Source organism: Nocardioides soli (assembly GCF_014191495.1).
Taxonomy (GTDB): Bacteria; Actinomycetota; Actinomycetes; order Propionibacteriales; family Nocardioidaceae; genus Nocardioides; species Nocardioides soli.
This window is the reverse complement of the sequence record NZ_JACHWR010000002.1, coordinates 989,337-1,005,375: the sequence shown is the minus strand read 5'-3', so window position 1 is coordinate 1,005,375 and position 16,039 is coordinate 989,337. Positions and strand designations below refer to the sequence as shown.

Below are 16,039 nucleotides of genomic sequence, written 5' to 3'. Positions count from 1 at the left end.
CGTCACAGCTCCTCGATGGCGGTCAGGCAACGGTCGATCTCGGCTCGGCTGAGCCGCCGCGGCGGTCCGGAGAGTACGCCGACCAGCTCCGGGCCGAGCAGCTGCGCGGCCTCGGGGTCGTCGCGGTGCAGTCCGTGTCGCTGGCGCAGCACCTGGTCGGCGAGCTGCGCCAGCCGGTCGCGCAGGGCGTGCTCGGCGGTGCGGGACGAGAGGTGGGCCTCGATGAGCGCGACGTACCGCACCAGCCGGGGGTCGCCGCTCTCGCGCACCGACGGGCGCTCCACCTCGACCCGCCAGGACGGCTCGGCACCGCCGAGCGCGTCGACGAGCAGCCCCAGCAGGGCCGTGCAGATCGCGACCAGGAGCGCGAGCCGGATCGGGTCGGGGTCGGCCTCGATCACCGTCAGCAGCACCTCGAAGCCGGCGAAGGCGGCGACCGCGCCCGCGACCCGCGGCCACCAGCGACCGCCGCTCATGCCCGCGCCCCGCTCGACCGGGCGGGGGCCCGGATGGTGCGGTGGATCTCGTCGAGCGCCGCGAGGGCCGCGGCCCGGTCGGCCTCGGTGAGCTCGTGGGTGGAGAACCGCGCCTCCCGGTAGAGCCCCGCCAGCCGGGTGACCGCCGCGGTGTCGGCGGCGACCAGGTCGAGGATGCGCAGGGTGTACTCGGACGACGTCTCCCACTCGTGGCGCTCCATGCCGGCGGCGGCCCCGGTGACCTCGAACCGGTGCCAGCACGCGACGACGGCGTTGCGCGGCGTACTGCCACCGAGCAGGTCACGCTGGGCGTCGGCGTCGGCCAGCAGGTCCCGGGCGACGGCGACGGCCGGCTCGATGACGTCGAACTCCGCGGCCCCGAGGGCGCGCTGCCGGGCGAGTCGGGTACGTCGCTCGCGCCTGGCCCGCCGTGCCCAGCGGACCAGCCGGGCGACCAGGACGCCGGCGAGGATGACCGCCGCGACGTTGAGGATCAGCGCCACCACGTGCAGGAGCCCCTGGTTGTTGGGGACCCGCTCGGTGTCGTCGGAGCGATCGGGTGCGATGCTGGCGGAGGCGCCCTGCTGCGGCGTGGCGGAGCTGGTGGACTCGGGCTGCCATCCGTCACCGCGGAGCACCTCACGGGGCCCGATCGAGGCGGCCCACGTGATCAGCACCACCGCGACCACGACACCCGCCGCCACCAGCGCCACGGCCAGGGGGCCGGCGCGCCGAGCGGTCATGCTCGGCAACCTACCCGGCCGCCCCGGCCGTCGACGTGGGTTCGGAGGTCACATCGCGGTCACGATCAGAGGATCGGGTCGAACGCCTCCGTGCCGTTGACCAGCCGGAGACCGGCGATGCCGGAGTGCTGCTGGGCGTAGGCGAGCTCCTTGCCGAGGTCGCCGATGTTGTTGGACGCCGGGAGCGGGGCCAGGCCGAGCGTGGAGAGGACGCCGACCGCCTTGCCGTCGGCGCTGAGGAACGCCGAGCCGGAGTCACCGGGCACGCCCGGGGTGAGCGTGTAGAGCGGGTGCGACCAACCACCGTCGGCGGCGGCGTCGCCTAGGCTGATGCCGGTGTGCGGGGAGAGCAGCGAGATGCCGGCGCGGAGGCTGGAGTTGCCGTAGGTCCAGACCCGGTCGCCCGCAGCGGTGCCGTCGGTGTCGATGCCGGTCGGACCGCCCCAGAACGGGATCGACGGGTTCACCTTCGCCACGTCGGCCGGGCTGACCCGGACCAGCGCCAGGTCGTTGTAGGCACAGGTGTTGGCGTCGGTCTCGCCGACCTTGCCCATCGTGTCCCAGGAGGAGTACGCCAAGGTCCCCGAGCCGACCTTGGTGCCCTCGCTCAGCAGGCTGCCGCCCTCGTTGAACGTGACCGGCGTGCCGAGCGGCAGCGAGTCGACGTCGCAGCCGTTGGTGTCGGTCGCCTCACCGGTGCCGGCGCAGTGCGCGGCGTACCCGACGTAGACGTTGTCCGCGGCGTCGGTGAACACGAAGTTGGCGGTGCACTGGGCACCCTGCGTGTACATCTGGACGCCGGGGTGGATCCGGGCGCTGTCGGCCGGCGCCCAGGTGGGCGCCGCGCCGGCCGGCGCCGGCATGACCACCATCAGCACGGCGGTCATCAGGGTGACGGTCACGGCCGCGACAGCGGCGGCCAGCTGCGAACGCGAGAGACTCATGCCCGCCTCAACGAGGGCCCGCCGGGCGGGTTACGCCAGCAAGAGCCGAGTCGGCGCAGGGTGACCCGTCACGGGGGTCACTCTGCGCCGACTCGGCGCGCTGGGTCAGTACGACGGCTGGGACGGGTCGATCTGGTTGACCCAGGCGACCACGCCGCCACCGACGTGCACGGCGTCGGCGTAGCCCGCGCCCTTGACGATCGCGAGCGTCTCGGCCGAGCGGACGCCGGTCTTGCAGTGCATCACGATCTGCTTGTCGCTGGGCAGCTGCTCGAGGGCGGAGCCGTTGAGGAAGTCGCCCTTGGGGATCAGCACCGAGCCGGGGATCTGGTTGATCTCGTACTCGTTGGGCTCGCGCACGTCGACGAGCACGAAGTCGCGGGTGCCCTCCTCGCGCTCCTTGAGCATGTGCTCGAGCTGCACGACCGAGATCGTCGAGCCGGCGGCGGCCTCGGCCGCCTCGTCGGAGACCGCGCCGCAGAAGGTCTCGTAGTCGATCAGGCCGGTGACGGTCGGGTGGTCGCCGCACAGCGCGCAGTTGGGGTCCTTGCGGACCTTGAGCTTGCGGTACTCCATCTCGAGGGCGTCGTAGATCATCAGGCGGCCGACCAGCGGCTCGCCGATGCCGGTCAGCAGCTTGATCCCCTCGTTGACCTGGATCGAGCCGATCGCGGCGCAGAGCACGCCGAGCACGCCACCCTCGGCGCAGCTCGGGACCATGCCCGGCGGCGGCGGCTCGGGGTAGAGGCACCGGTAGCACGGCGCGTCGTCGCCGAGGCTCGGCGCGAACACCGAGGCCTGGCCGTCGAAGCGGTAGATCGAGCCCCAGACGTAGGGGATCCCGAGGAAGTACGCCGCGTCGTTGACCATGTAGCGGGTCGCGAAGTTGTCGGTGCCGTCGAGGATCAGGTCGTAGCCGCGGAAGACGTCCATGACGTTGTCGTTGTCCAGGCGCTGCTCGTGCAGGATCACCTCGACGTAGGGGTTGATCTCGGCGATCGACTCCTTGGCCGAGAGCCCCTTGGACTTCCCGATGTCGGACACGCCGTGGATCACCTGGCGCTGCAGGTTCGACTCGTCGACCTCGTCGAACTCCGCGATGCCGATGGTGCCGACGCCGGCCGCGGACAGGTAGAGCAGCGCCGGGCTGCCCAGGCCGCCGGCGCCGATGACCAGCACCTTGGCGTTCTTGAGCCGCTTCTGCCCGGTCATGCCGACGTCCGGGATGATCAGGTGCCGGCTGTAGCGACGCACCTCGTCGATGGTCAGCTCGTCCGCGGGCTCCACGAGCGCGGGATAGGACACGGCGTACTCCTCGTTCTGCCAGGGCTGGTTGTCTCGTCCGTACGAACAACCTCCGGTGCTGCCATGTTCCCCGGCGCCCCGCCGCGGCCTCGTGACGTCCCGTCATCCGGACGGGGGTGACCGACCGGTACTGTTTCGGGCGTGACGGCAGAGCAGTACGACGTACCGGCGCGGCCCCGGGGTGGCCGGATGCCCCGCCGCGAGCGCCGCGCCCAGCTGATGGCGTCGGCCCTCGAGGTCTTCGTCGCGCAGGGCTACCACGCGGCCGCGATGGACGACATCGCCGAGCGCGCCGGGGTCTCGAAGCCGGTGCTCTACCAGCACTTCCCGGGCAAGCTCGACCTCTACGTCGCCCTGCTCGACCAGTCCTGCGACGCCATCATCGACAACTGTCGCCGCGCGCTGGAGTCCACCGACGACAACAAGCTACGGGTCCACGCGGCCATCGACGTCTTCTTCGAGTACGTCGGGAGCGACACCGGCGCCTTCCGTCTGGTCTTCGAGTCCGACCTGACCAACGAGCCCGCGGTCCGCGAGCACGTCGACCGGGTGACCACCGAGTGCGCCGCCCTGATCGCCCACGTCATCCACGACGACACCGGGCTGTCCGGCGCGGCGTCCCGGCTGCTCGCCGTCTCCCTGGTGGGAATGGCACAGGTGAGCGCCCGGTTCTGGCTGTCGGACCAGGGCGGCATCGACCGCGACGACGCCACCGCACTGGTCGCCGGACTGGCGTGGCGCGGCATCCGCGGCTACCCGCTGACCGACGACCAGTGACACCCCTCCCCCACCCCGACGCAGCAACCCGAAGGAGGACCTCGTGGAGGTCAAGATCGGCATCCAGAACGCCGCCCGCGAGCTGACCATCGATGTCGAGGAGTCCGCCGCCGACGTCCAGAAGCTGGTCGCCGACGCCGTCGCGAACGACGGGGTGCTCACGCTCCGCGACAGCAAGGGCCGGCAGCTGCTGGTGCCGGTGACGAAGCTGGCCTACGTCGAGCTCGGCCACGGAACCGTCGGCCAGGTCGGGTTCCGTAGTTGATCCTTCGATGGTGATCGGCCCATGGTCTCCGCCCTGCTCTGGGCAGTGCTGGGTGGCACGCTGATCGGCCTGCTCGGCAAGCTCGTCGCCCCCGGGGACACCGACGATGTCCCGCTGTGGCTCACGATCCTGTGCGGCATCGGCGGCTGCCTGGCGGGCGACTTCCTCTACGGGCTTTTCTGGGACCGGCAGACCCTCGGCGTCGACTGGTGGCGACACGGCTGGCAGGTCGCGGCGGCGGGTGTGCTGGTCCTGCTCGTCGCGCGTGCCACCGGCCGGCGACGCGCGTGAGCGCGGTTCGACACCTCGTCCAGAGAGTTCGCCGCCAGGGCGGCGTATACTGCCGATACATGTGCGCGCCGCCACGGGTATTGCGTCCCTGACTCCGTCCGCATGCCGAGGAGGCAACGGTGGATGGTTCCAGGGCCGCTACGGCCATTGCGACTGGCTCGAGCAGTGTGATGCATCCGGGCACGACGCTCTACACGGAGTTGAGCCGCCAGGTCCGTGAGACTGGCCTGCTGGGCCGGCGGCTCTGGTACTACTGGTCTTGGATCCTCGCCGCGACCGTCGCCTTCGGGTTGCTCTGGGTGGCGTTCGGGATGCTCGGCAACTCGTGGCTGCAATTGATCGTCGCCGCCAGTCTGGGAGTGTTGGCGACCCAGTTCGGGTTCCTGGGCCACGACGCCGCGCATCGCCAGATCTTCACCTCCGCGCGATGCAACACCTGGACCGCCCGGCTGCTGGCGACCTTGTTCGTGGGCATGAGCCACTCCTGGTGGCGCAGCAAGCACAATCGGCACCACGGCGCGCCGAACCAGGAGGGACGCGACCCCGACATCGGCCCTGGTGTCATCGCCTTCACGCGTGCGGCCGCGGCACGGCGCACACGCGGCGTCCCGGGCTGGTTCACCCGGCACCAGGGATGGCTGTTCTTTCCCCTTCTTACGCTCGAGGGCATCAACCTCCACCTGGCGAGCGTGCGCCCGCTACTCACGGCGGGGGCGTCCCGTCAACAGCGAACCGAGGCCACCCTAGTGCTGCTGCGCCTCGCCGCGTACGTCGCGGTGGTCGTCAGCCTGTTGCCCCCGGGCAAGGCCGCCGCCTTCCTGGGGTTGCAGGCCGCGGTGCTCGGGGTCTGCCTGGGCGGCTCGTTCGCACCGAACCACAAGGGCATGCCGATCGTCCCGCCGGAGGCGCGGATCGACTTCCTGCGTCGCCAGGTCCTCATGTCCCGCAATGTCCGCGGCGGACCTCTGGTCGACATCGCGATGGGCGGGCTGAACTACCAGATCGAGCACCACCTCTTCCCGAGCATGCCGCGGCCCAACCTGCGATTCGTGCAGCCGCTGGTGCGCGACTACTGCGCGCGACACGAGGTGACCTACACCGAGGTCGCGCTGCTGGAGTCCTACCGGATCGTCATCGACTACCTCAACCACGTCGGCCTGCGGGCGCGGACTCCGTTCGACTGCCCACTGGCCGGGCAACTCCGTGGTTGACCGCGTCCGCTGACGCCGGCCTTCGGGTCAGCTGTCGAGGCCGAGCTCGGCCATCCGCTCGGCGTGCCGCTCGGTGATCCGGGCGAACATCCGGCCGATCGCCGCCAGGTCCAGTCCGGGCCGATCCACGCCACCGGCCAGCAGCGCGGTGAGCGAGTCGCGGTCGGCCGCGACCCGCTGCGCCTGGGTCAGCGCCTCCCCCATCAGCCGCCGGCCCCACAGCGCGAGGCGTCCGCCGAGCCGCGGGTCCGCGGCGATCGCGGCGCGCACGCGGTCGACGGCGAAAGCCGAGTGGCCCGACTCCTCCAGCGATGCCACGACCAGGTCGCGGGTGTCGGCATCGAGATAGGCGGCGATCTCCCGGTAGAAGTCGTTCGCGAGGCCGTCGCCGACGTAGGCCTTGATCAGGCCCTCGTACCAGTCCCCGGGCGCGGTGTGCTCGTGGAAGCGGTCGATCGCCGCGCGGAACGGCGCCATCGCCTCGAACGGGTCGGCCCCGAGCTCGGTGAGCCGCTCGTTGAGCTTCGCCACGTGCCCGAACTCGGCCGTCGCCATCGACACGATCGCCACCTTGTCCTCCAGGGTGGGCGCCAGCTTGGCGTCCTCGGCGAGCCGCTCGAAGGCCGAGATCTCGCCGTACGCGATGACGCCGAGCAGGTCCACGACAGCCTCCCGGTACTGCGGGTCCTCGAAGGCGACGGGCGTCGATGCGGTCACGTGCACACCCTACCGATATGGTGGTCGGGATAGAGGTCGCTACCACCGTCACGACGACCCTGGCCTGCGACCCGCGTATGTGCGCGGCAGACCGCGGCCCGGAGGTCCCGGGGAGAGTCCGCCGCATCCGTCCTCATTCGGACCAGATCCGGCTGACTCACGAAAGCGACAAGACCCTGACCACGTTCCGAGAGCTCGGGGTGCTCCCCGAGATTTGTGACGCGCTCGAGCGCGCCGACATCACCACACCGTTCGCCATCCAGGAGATGACCCTCTCGGTCGCCCTGATGGGCACCGACCTGATCGGCCAGGCCCGCACCGGCACCGGCAAGACCCTCGCCTTCGGCATCCCGGTGCTGCAGCGCAGCGTCGCCCCCAAGGACCCCGACTACGCCGAGCTGCCGCAGGGCAAGCCGCAGGCGCTGATCGTGGCGCCGACGCGCGAGCTCGCGCTCCAGGTCTCCGGCGACCTCGCCCTGGCCGGCGCCGACCGCGGCCTGCGCGTCCTCACCGTCTACGGCGGCGTCGGCTACGAGCCGCAGATCGAGGCCCTCGAGGCCGGCGTCGACATCGTGGTCGGCACGCCCGGCCGCCTGATCGACCTCGCCAACCGCCGGGTGCTCGACATCTCCCACGTCCACGCGCTCGTGCTCGACGAGGCCGACGAGATGCTTGACCTCGGCTTCCTGCCCGACGTCGAGAAGATCCTGCGGATGACCCCGGAGACCCGGCAGACGATGCTGTTCTCCGCGACCATGCCATCCGCCATCGTCGCGCTCGCGCGGATGCACATGCGGCACCCGATGAACATCCGCGCCGAGTCGTCGTACGAGAACGCCACCGTGCCGGCCACGGCGCAGTTCATCTACCAGGCTCACGACCTCGACAAGCCGGAGATCATCGGCCGGATCCTGCAGGCCGAGGACGTCGAGAAGATCATCGTCTTCACCCGCACCAAGCGGCAGGCGCAGCGGGTCGCCGACGACCTCATCGAGCGCGGCTTCAAGGCCAGCCCGCTGCACGGCGACATGGCACAGGTCGCGCGTGAGAAGGCGCTGACGAAGTTCCGCGAGGACAAGATCCAGGTGCTGGTCGCCACCGACGTCGCCGCCCGCGGCATCGACGTGCGCGGGGTCTCCCACGTCATCAACTACACCTGCCCCGAGGACGACAAGACCTACGTGCACCGCATCGGCCGCACCGGTCGCGCCGGCGCGTCGGGCATCGCGATCACGTTCGTCGACTGGGCCGACCTGCACCGCTGGAAGCTGATCAACAAGGCGCTGGACCTGCCCTTCGACGAGCCGGTCGAGACCTACTCCACCTCCGAGCACCTCTTCCACGACCAGGGCATCCCGCCGGGCACCAAGGGCCGCATCGCCGACCCGAAGCCGGTCGAGCGCAAGCCGCGCGAAGAGCGGTCGGGCTCGGGAGAGCGCTCCGCCGATCGCCGGGGCGACCGGCCGGCGCGCAACCGCAACCGGCAGCGCACCCGCACCCGCGCCGGCGAGAGCGTCGGCGCGGAGACCTCCGGCGGTCCGGAGGCCCCCGCGGCGGCCGCCGAGGGCGGCGAGAAGCCCGCCGGCAGCAGCCGCAACCGGCGCCGCCGGCGGCGTCCGTCGGGCTCGGGCGAGAAGGCTCCCGCGGCGGAGTGACCGTCGGGTGCAGGGATGTGCCCGAGAAGTACGCCGTCAGGCGGTGACCACCACGGTCGTGCCGAGCGGGGCGAAGTTCCAGAGCGCGATCGCGTCGGACTCCTTCTGGCGGATGCAGCCGTGGGACAGCGGGGTGCCGAGCTGGGCGGCGGTCTGGACCGGCTTGCCGTCGTCGACGGGGATGTCGTGGAAGCCGATCGCGGCGCGGTCGCCCTTGGCGAAGCGGACGAAGTAGCGCATCGTGCCGGAGTCGTCGATGCCCCACGCCTGCTGCGAGCGTGAGTACACCTGGTAGGTGCCGGGGTCGAGGTTGTCGTAGACGCTGCCGGAGACCAGGTAGGTGCGCTCCACCTTCGTGCCCCGGGCGACCAGCCACACGCGCTGGCGGCCCTGGCTGAAGACCACCCGCTTGCCGGTGCCCGAGCCGTCCGGGAGCGTGGTGTCGCGCGCCGGGTCCTGCTCGGCCTCGTCGACGTCGGCGGTGTCCGCGTCGGCTGAGGAGCGTCCGGCCCGTCGCGCCGTCGGGTCGGTCGAGGCCGTCGCGTCGGGCGTCGGTGCGACGTCGGCGCCGGCGTCGGCCGCCACGTCGATCGCGGCCGCCGGGTCGCTGCCCAGCGGTTCACCCCCGGCGCCGCCGGTGCCCGGGAACACCCCGAACGAGCCGAGCACGGCGACGGCCGTCACCGCGAGCGAGGAGCCGAGCGCGGCCAGCCGGCCGTAGCGCGGGCGCACGGGTGTGCCGCGGTGCCGGCTCACGACGCCCGGCCCTTCCGGCGGCGCGACCGCGGTCGCTGCGCCCGGGCGACCAGCGCCTCGGTCGCGTCGCGGTAGGCCTGGGCGCCCTTGCTGCTCCGGCTGGTCGCCAGGATCGAGCGCCCCGCGGCCGGCGCCTCGGCGAACTTGATGGTCTTCGGGATCGGCGGCTCGACCACCTCGAGGCCATAGGTCTCCGAGATCGTCTCGAGCACGGTGCGCGCGTGGTTGGTGCGCCCGTCGTACAGGGTGGGCAGCACGCCCCACACCTCGAGCGAGCGGTTCGTGAACCGGCGTACGTCGTGGACGGTGTCGAGCAGCTGACCGACCCCGCGGTGCGAGAGCGTCTCGCACTGCAGCGGGATCAGCACGCCGTCGGCGGCGGTCAGCGCGGCGACCGTCATCACGCCGAGCGAGGGCGGGCAGTCCAGCAGGATCCAGTCGTACGCCGTGCCGTCCTCCGCGAGCGTCTCGATCATGGTCCTCAGGACGTGCTCGCGGCCGGTGCGGGTCAGCAGCTCGGCCTCGGCCCGGGCCAGCTCGATGGTGGCCGGCATCAGGTCGACGCCCTCGTCGGTGGCGAGGATGACCTCGGCGGGGTCGAGACCCTGGGTCAGCACCTGGTGCACGGAGACCTCGAGGTCCTCGGGGTCGATGCCCAGCGAGAAGGTCAGGCAGGACTGCGCGTCGAGGTCGACCAGCAGCACGGAGTGGCCCAGCTCGGCCAGGGCCGCACGGCATCGCCGTACTCGCGGTAGTGCAGCAGCCGGGTGCCCTCGGCGACCTTGAGGTAGTCGGTCGGCACCCCCTTCGGCGCGTAGACGTAGCCGCCCTTGCCGATCTTCCGGCCGCCGTAGTCGATCTCCCCGTCGAGCACGTAGTACTCAGTGTTCGCGTGATGGATCCCCGGACCACGACCCCAGTCGGTGTGGAAGTCCACCCGCAACGACGAGGAGCCGTCCTCCTCGTCCACGGACAGCCGGCGCTCACTCGCCCGGCCCTCCCCGGCCGGCAGCTCCGCGGCATGCCAGACGTAGTCCTGCTCGGCGATCAATTCAACGTGGGGCCGCATGCGGTTCTCCTTGTTCGTTCTCCAGTTGGGTGGCGAGCGCGCGGAGGTCGGCCTTGACCACCTTCCCTCCCGCGTTGCGGGGCAGGACCTCGAGCAGGTGCAGGCTCCGCGGAATCTTGTAGCCGGCGAGCAGGGGACGCAGGTGCTCGTCGAGCGCCGGGAGGTCGACGGTCGCGCCCGCGCGTGGCACGACGAACGCGACGACCCCCTCCCCCCACACCTCGTGCGGGATGCCGACGACCGCGGCGTCCGCCACGGCCGGGTGGGCCAGGACCGCCTCCTCGACCTCACGGGGATAGACGTTCATGCCCCCGGTGATGATCAGGTCCTTCTTGCGGTCCACGATCGTGATGAAGCCCTCGGCGTCGACGGTGGCCACGTCACCGCAGGTCACGAAGCCGTCGTCGGTCGTGCACGCCGCCGTGGCGGCGGGGTCCTCGTGATAGCCGTTCATCAGGTACGGCGAGCGGCTGAACAGCTCGCCCGGCTCGCCCGCCGACACCGGCTCGCCGGCATCGTCGACGACCCGCACCTCCGTGAGGAACCACGGATGGCCGACCGAGCCGGCCCGGCTCGCGGCGTCGGGCGGACGCAGGTTCGTGATGATGCCGGACTCGGTCGAGCCGTAGAGCTCGTGCACGCCCACGTCCGGCCACGTCTCCATCACCCAGGCCTTGAGGGCGCGCGGCAGCGCGGCCGCGTTGAAGAACAGGGTGTCGAGGTCACCGGAGTCGGTGTCGGCGATCAGCTGCGGGTCGAGCGCGCGCAGCATCTGGGCGTGGGTGGGCACCAGGAACGCGGACTGGATCCGGTCCCGGGCGAGGACTCGCAGGAACTCGGCCGGGTCCCAGCCGCGCAGCATCGTGACGGTCCCGCCGGTGTAGACCGGGGCGTAGCCGAAGGCGAACCCGGCACCGTGGTACATCGGCGCCACCGCCATCGACCGGCGACCGAACCCGAGCCGCCACTCGAGCGCGCTCATCAGAAACGTCAGCGACCGGGACCGGTGCGAGATCAGGACGCCCTTGGGCCGTCCGGTGGTGCCGGAGGTGTAGGCGATGCAGAACGGGTCGGTCTCGGCGACCTGCGCGGCGGGCCGGATGGCGTCCGAGGCGGCGAGCGCCGCCTCGTAGTCCCCCGAGGCGAGCGGCGCGTCGGCCGGCCCGAGGGTGAGCACCTCGGCCATCTCGTCGGCCATCTCATCGACCAGGCCGGCGGTGATGCCGGCCAGGTCGGAGTCGACGACGAGCGCCCTGGCTCCCGAGTGCCGCACGACGTACTCCGCCTCGACCGCGGTCATCCGCGGATTGAGCGGCACCATCACCAGGCCCGCCTTCGCGATGCCGGCAGCGATCTCGGGGTACTCCAGCCGGTTGCCCAGCAGCAGCGCGACCCGGTCACCGGGCTCGAGCGCCACGAGAAGCCGCTGAGCGAGCCGGTCGGAGCGCTCGTCGAGCTGCGCGTAGGTCAGCGAGCGCTCACCGTCGATGACCGCGGTCACCTGTGGCTGGGAGCGGGCGAAGTTGACCACGCCGTCGAAGATCGTCAGCGGGGTTCCCGCCGCGGCCGCCGCACCGGGCGCCAGGTCCGCCATGGCTGTCCTCTCCCACCCGTGGATCCGGGTCGTCGCCGCGGGCTGTCGTCCCGCGCTCATGCCGCACCCTACTGTCTTTATGACAGACTGTCACTAGTTTTTATGACGAATCGTCAGACGTTGGTGACAACACTTCACATTGATGTGTCGGAGAGGTTCCCAAACTGACGCAGCGTCACTATGGTTCTGACAGTACGTCGTAAACCTTGGAGGAATGAGCCGTGCCCGAGACCGTCGACGAGTCGTGCGCCTACCGCGCGGTGGCGCTCCAGACCACCACCCACGCGGTGAACAGGCTCGGCGTCGCCGAAGCCCGGGAGGCGATCTTCGAGAACATCCGGTCGGTCGCCGCCCAGGTCGAGGCGGCCGTGCGCTGGCACGGGCCCGACACGCGTCTGGTCGTGCTCCCGGAGTACGCGTTCACGGCCTTCCCGATGGGCGACACCATCGAGGGCTGGGCGACCAAGGCGGCCTTCGCCGTCGACGGGCCGGAGTACGACGCGCTCGCGCGGATCGCCGTCGACAACGGGGTGTTCCTGGTCAGCAACAACTACGAGACCGACGCGCACTTCCCCGGCCTGTACTTCCAGGGCAACGTCATCCACTCCCCCGCCGGTGAGGTCGTGCTGCGCTACCGCCGGCTGCACTCCATGTACTCCCCGAGCCCGTACGACGTGTGGGACGCCTACCTGGATGTCTACGGCATCGACGGCGTGCTGCCCGTCGCCCGCACCGAGATCGGCAACCTCGCCGCGATCGCGAGCGAGGAGATCCTCTACCCGGAGCTGCTCCGCTCACTGGCCCTGCGCGGCGCGGAGGTGTTCGTCCACCCGACCAGCGAGGCGACCAGCCCGGACCTCACCCCCAAGGAGATCGCCCGGCGGTCGCGCGCGGTGGAGAACATCGCCTACGTGGTCTCGGCCAACAGCGGCGGGATCCGGAACATCCCGCTCGGCGGCGACTCGACCAACGGCCACTCCGAGATCGTCGACCACCGGGGGCTCAGCCTCGCGCGGGCCGAATCGGGCGAGAGCCTCGTCGCCGCCGCGGAGATCGACATCGCCGCGCTGCGCCGCGAGCGCAGGCGGCCGGCGATGAGCAACCTGCCGGCGCGGCTCAAGTCCCGGCTCTGGGCCGAGGAGTACGCCCGTCACGACGTGGACCGGCCCAACGGCCTGGCCGCCGTGACGGCGGAGCGCTCCTACTTCACCAGCCGGCACGCCGAGAACATCGCGCGGCTGCACGGTTCGGTCGTCGGCCGGTGACCGGCGTCCGGGACCCGCGCACCGGGCGGGTCGAGCGCGAGCTGCGGCCGGCGTCCGACCGGGAGCTCGACGAGCTCGCGGCCCGGCTGCGCCGCGGCCAGTCCACGTGGGCGGCGCTGGACGCCACGGGGCGCGCCGCCTATCTCCTGCAGTTCGCCGAGGCTCTGCACGCGGTACGCGACGACCTGGTCGACGCGCTCACCCGGGACACCGGTCGCGCGGTCGAGTCGCGGATCGAGGCCGACCAGGTGGTCGGCATGGCCCGTCGCTGGGCGGAGGCCGCGCCGCCCCTGCTCGCGCGGCGTACCCGCGCGGCCACGACCATGCCGGGTCTGTCCCTGGAGACCGCCGCGGTGCCCTACGCACTGGTCGGCGTGGTCAGCCCCTGGAACTTCCCGCTGCTGCTCGGCCTGATCGACGCCATCCCGGCACTGGCGGCCGGCTGCGCGGTGATCGTCAAGCCCAGCGAGGTCACGCCGCGGTTCGCCGAACCGCTCGCCGCGGCGATCGACTCGGTCCCGCTGCTGCGTGACGTGCTCGCGGTCGTCGAGGGTGCCGGCGACGTCGGCGCCGCGGTCGTCGACCGCGTGGACGCCGTCTGCTTCACCGGCAGCGTGCCGACCGGCCGGGCGGTCGCGCGCGCGGCGGTCGAGCGCTTCATCCCCGCCTTCCTCGAGCTCGGCGGGAAGGACCCGGCGATCGTGCTGCCCGGCGCGGACCTGGAGCGGGCGAGCTCGGCGCTGCTGTGGGGTGGCACCGCCAACTCTGGCCAGTCCTGTCTCTCGATCGAGCGGGTCTACGTGCACGAGAGCCAGCACGACGAGCTGGTCGGGCTGCTGTGCGCCAAGGCCGAGCGGTTGGAGCTCGCGCTCCCCACGCCCGGCTCGGGGGCGATCGGGCCCCTGATCGACGCGGAGCAGGCGACCGTGATCCAGGCGCACCTCGACGATGCGATCGGCCGCGGCGCGCTCGTGCGCACCGGCGGCACCATCGAGCGTCACGACGGCGGCCACTGGATCCGGCCGACCGTGCTCACCGGCGTCGACCACTCGATGGCGGTGATGACCGAGGAGACCTTCGGACCGGTGCTGCCGGTGCTGGCGTACGCCGACGTCGACCAGGCCGTCGCACTGGCCAACGACTCGACGTACGGCCTCACCGCGGCGGTCTTCGGCCCGGACGCCGACGCGGCCGCGGCGGTCGCCCGGCGGCTGCGCGTCGGCGCGGTGAGCATCAACGACGCCGGGCTGACCGCCTTCGTCCACGAGGGCGAGAAGAACTCGTTCGGGTTCAGCGGTCTCGGCGCCTCCCGCATGGGCGAGTCGGCACTGCTCCGTTTCGTGCGCCGCCAGACGCTCATCGTCAACTCCTCGTCCGCGCCGGACCCGTGGTGGGGCGCGTGACCGACCGACTCCCGAGATCAGTCCACACAGAAAGTCGAGGTATCCATGAGCATCCGTGACGGAATGCCGCTGCTCGCCAAACACGAGGGCTACTGGGAGGGGGAGTACGTCTATCTCAACCCCCAGGGAGAGGTGATCGACCGCCACCGATCGCACCTGGCCTGCCTGTTCCCGGACCCGGAGAGTGGGTTCGACTACGACCAGACCAACACCTACACCTGGCCGGACGGGCGCACCGAGCAGCACCACTTCCCCGGCACCTACGACGGCTACGGTCGGATGAACTTCGACACCGAGCGGATCCGCGGCGTGTGCTGGGGAGTCGACGAGAACACCATCTACCTCACCTGGATCTACAAGGAGCAGGGCGTCGACCTGCGCCTCTTCGAGCTGATCGTGCTCGACCAGGATGGGAAGAACCGCTGCCGCACCTGGCAGTGGGTGCGCAACGGCGTCATCGAGATGCGCACCATCATCAACGAAACCCGTACCGAGAGGGCCACCCCGTGAACCAGAGCACCAACCCCTTCAGCCAGGACATCATCGACGCGGTGCGCGACCACATGAACCTGGACCACCAGGACGACTCGCTGCTGATCGTCCGGTCGCTCGGCGAGCGCCCGCAGGCGACGGCGGCCACGATGTCCGGCATGGACGGCTCGGCGATCGAGTTCGACGCCACCATCGACGGGTCGCAGACGACCGTCCGAGTCCCGTGGAGCGAGCCGTTGACCGAGCGCGGCCAGGTACGGGTCGAGGTCACCCGGATGTACCATGAGGCCTGCGCCGCGCTGGGCATCACGCCGCGAGAAGCAGCCGAGCACTGACCGTCCGGTGCCGGCTGTGCTCGACCTAGGTGCGGCGAGGAGGGCGCTCCCGACCGCGGGAGCGTCCTGACCCGGAAGGATCTCAAGTGCCGCGAATCATCGGTGGATCGCTCGGAGAGCACCGCGAGCAGATGCGGTCGAGGATCTTCTCCGCCTTCACCGACCTGCTCGAGACCTCGGGCTACGACGCCCTGACCCTCGCCGACCTCGCCTCCCGGGTCGGCGTCGGCCGGACGGCGATGTACAACTACTACTCCGACAAGGAGTCGCTGCTCCTCGACTACACGGCCGACGTGACCGAGCGCTACCTCGGCTCACTGCAGCGGGAGCTCGCGCAGGTCCCGAACCCCGTCGACCAGCTGCGTACCTACATCCGGATGCAGATCGAGGAGTTCGCGACCCAGCACGTCCCGGTGAACATGGCCGCCGCGCTGAGCGAGGAGGGCCGCCGCGACATGCGGGCGCATGTGATGCCGCTCTTCGGCACACTGCGTGGCATCCTCGAGGCCGGCATCGCCGAGCGGTACCTGCTGCCCGGAGACATCGGGTTGATGCTGCAGCTGGTCTCCGGCACCGTCTCCGGTCGGTGGACCGCCGAGCTGCGCGGCGACGACCTGGACCTCGCCGTCGAGGAGGCCACCGGGTTCGTGCTGCGCGGGCTCGGCGCCCGGATCGGCAAGGACGGCCGTCCGCGCCGGCTGCCCGGCCCGGCCCGGCAGGACGCGTTCGAGCCCGCCTGAG

General features: G+C 71.3%; 19 protein-coding genes. 10 read left to right on the top strand and 9 right to left on the bottom strand.

Annotation, left to right across the window (positions count from 1 at the left end; translation table 11 throughout):
- Positions 1–2: 2 nt before the first annotated feature.
- The 4 genes from FHU40_RS15250 to moeZ all read right to left on the bottom strand — a co-directional run bounded on the left by FHU40_RS15250 (position 3) and on the right by moeZ (position 3,468).
- Positions 3–476: a hypothetical protein gene (locus FHU40_RS15250; RefSeq protein WP_183593139.1), complete on the bottom strand. Its 474-nt coding sequence runs from the start codon at positions 474–476 to the stop codon at positions 3–5.
- The gene (locus FHU40_RS15245) at positions 473–1,219 is read right to left on the bottom strand and encodes a DUF4129 domain-containing protein (protein WP_183593138.1); all 747 of its coding nucleotides are present in this window, start codon (positions 1,217–1,219) and stop codon (positions 473–475) included. The genes FHU40_RS15250 and FHU40_RS15245 overlap by 4 nt, the downstream gene beginning before the upstream one ends.
- Before the next feature lie 65 nt (positions 1,220–1,284).
- Positions 1,285–2,163, bottom strand: coding sequence for a hypothetical protein (locus FHU40_RS15240; protein WP_183593137.1), 879 nt, complete (start codon positions 2,161–2,163; stop codon positions 1,285–1,287).
- Between the two features lie 105 nt (positions 2,164–2,268).
- Positions 2,269–3,468, bottom strand: a complete 1,200-nt coding sequence (moeZ, locus tag FHU40_RS15235) for an adenylyltransferase/sulfurtransferase MoeZ (RefSeq protein ID WP_183593136.1) — start codon at positions 3,466–3,468, stop codon at positions 2,269–2,271.
- Positions 3,469–3,657: 189 nt separating this feature from the next.
- Here moeZ and FHU40_RS15230 point away from each other — a divergent pair, with 189 nt between their 5' ends.
- The 4 genes from FHU40_RS15230 to FHU40_RS15215 all read left to right on the top strand — a co-directional run bounded on the left by FHU40_RS15230 (position 3,658) and on the right by FHU40_RS15215 (position 6,012).
- Positions 3,658–4,245 carry a TetR/AcrR family transcriptional regulator gene (locus FHU40_RS15230; protein ID WP_183593824.1) on the top strand — a complete coding sequence of 196 codons (588 nt, stop codon included), beginning with the start codon at positions 3,658–3,660 and terminating at the stop codon, positions 4,243–4,245.
- Positions 4,246–4,288: 43 nt separating this feature from the next.
- The gene (locus FHU40_RS15225; protein WP_183593135.1) at positions 4,289–4,510 is read left to right on the top strand and encodes a DUF3107 domain-containing protein; all 222 of its coding nucleotides are present in this window, start codon (positions 4,289–4,291) and stop codon (positions 4,508–4,510) included.
- A 21-nt stretch (positions 4,511–4,531) separates the two neighbouring features.
- A complete protein-coding gene (locus FHU40_RS15220) occupies positions 4,532–4,801 on the top strand; it encodes a hypothetical protein (protein WP_183593134.1) in 270 nt (89 codons plus the stop codon).
- Between the two features lie 200 nt (positions 4,802–5,001).
- On the top strand, positions 5,002–6,012 hold the full coding sequence (locus FHU40_RS15215; protein WP_246390600.1) for a fatty acid desaturase family protein: 1,011 nt from the start codon (positions 5,002–5,004) through the stop codon (positions 6,010–6,012).
- Between the two features lie 27 nt (positions 6,013–6,039).
- On the opposite strand, the gene FHU40_RS15210 is transcribed toward FHU40_RS15215, so the two are convergent.
- Positions 6,040–6,729 carry a ferritin-like fold-containing protein gene (locus FHU40_RS15210; RefSeq protein WP_343057876.1) on the bottom strand — a complete coding sequence of 230 codons (690 nt, stop codon included), beginning with the start codon at positions 6,727–6,729 and terminating at the stop codon, positions 6,040–6,042.
- Positions 6,730–6,929: 200 nt separating this feature from the next.
- Here FHU40_RS15210 and FHU40_RS15205 point away from each other — a divergent pair, with 200 nt between their 5' ends.
- Positions 6,930–8,384 (top strand): DEAD/DEAH box helicase, encoded by a 1,455-nt coding sequence (locus FHU40_RS15205; RefSeq protein WP_343057875.1) that lies wholly within the window; start codon positions 6,930–6,932, stop codon positions 8,382–8,384.
- A 36-nt stretch (positions 8,385–8,420) separates the two neighbouring features.
- On the opposite strand, the gene FHU40_RS29005 is transcribed toward FHU40_RS15205, so the two are convergent.
- From FHU40_RS29005 to FHU40_RS15185, 4 genes are read right to left on the bottom strand one after another with little or no spacing between them, the layout of a single operon-like run.
- On the bottom strand, positions 8,421–9,140 hold the full coding sequence (locus FHU40_RS29005) for a L,D-transpeptidase family protein (RefSeq protein ID WP_183593130.1): 720 nt from the start codon (positions 9,138–9,140) through the stop codon (positions 8,421–8,423).
- Positions 9,137–9,844: a ParA family protein gene (locus tag FHU40_RS15195; protein WP_343057874.1), complete on the bottom strand. Its 708-nt coding sequence runs from the start codon at positions 9,842–9,844 to the stop codon at positions 9,137–9,139. The genes FHU40_RS29005 and FHU40_RS15195 overlap by 4 nt, the downstream gene beginning before the upstream one ends.
- A complete protein-coding gene (locus tag FHU40_RS15190; protein ID WP_183593129.1) occupies positions 9,808–10,209 on the bottom strand; it encodes a DUF4437 domain-containing protein in 402 nt (133 codons plus the stop codon). Before FHU40_RS15190 ends, FHU40_RS15195 begins: the two co-directional genes overlap by 37 nt.
- Entirely contained in the window at positions 10,193–11,863 is a 1,671-nt protein-coding gene (locus FHU40_RS15185; protein WP_246390598.1) for a class I adenylate-forming enzyme family protein, read from the bottom strand. The genes FHU40_RS15190 and FHU40_RS15185 overlap by 17 nt, the downstream gene beginning before the upstream one ends.
- A 161-nt stretch (positions 11,864–12,024) precedes the next feature.
- On the opposite strand from FHU40_RS15185, the gene FHU40_RS15180 reads away from it, so the two are divergent.
- The 5 genes from FHU40_RS15180 (at position 12,025) to FHU40_RS15160 (ending at position 16,038) form a co-directional block, all read left to right on the top strand.
- Positions 12,025–13,068: a nitrilase-related carbon-nitrogen hydrolase gene (locus FHU40_RS15180; RefSeq protein WP_183593128.1), complete on the top strand. Its 1,044-nt coding sequence runs from the start codon at positions 12,025–12,027 to the stop codon at positions 13,066–13,068.
- Positions 13,065–14,471 carry an aldehyde dehydrogenase family protein gene (locus FHU40_RS15175; protein WP_183593127.1) on the top strand — a complete coding sequence of 469 codons (1,407 nt, stop codon included), beginning with the start codon at positions 13,065–13,067 and terminating at the stop codon, positions 14,469–14,471. The genes FHU40_RS15180 and FHU40_RS15175 overlap by 4 nt, the downstream gene beginning before the upstream one ends.
- Positions 14,472–14,516: 45 nt before the next feature.
- A complete protein-coding gene (locus FHU40_RS15170) occupies positions 14,517–14,981 on the top strand; it encodes a DUF3598 family protein (protein WP_183593126.1) in 465 nt (154 codons plus the stop codon).
- Complete coding sequence (locus tag FHU40_RS15165; RefSeq protein WP_215526611.1) at positions 14,978–15,298, top strand: DUF2470 domain-containing protein; 321 nt, start codon at positions 14,978–14,980, stop codon at positions 15,296–15,298. The genes FHU40_RS15170 and FHU40_RS15165 overlap by 4 nt, the downstream gene beginning before the upstream one ends.
- 86 nt (positions 15,299–15,384) lie before the next feature.
- Positions 15,385–16,038, top strand: coding sequence for a TetR/AcrR family transcriptional regulator (locus FHU40_RS15160; RefSeq protein ID WP_183593125.1), 654 nt, complete (start codon positions 15,385–15,387; stop codon positions 16,036–16,038).
- The last annotated feature ends 1 nt before the right edge of the window (position 16,039 follow it).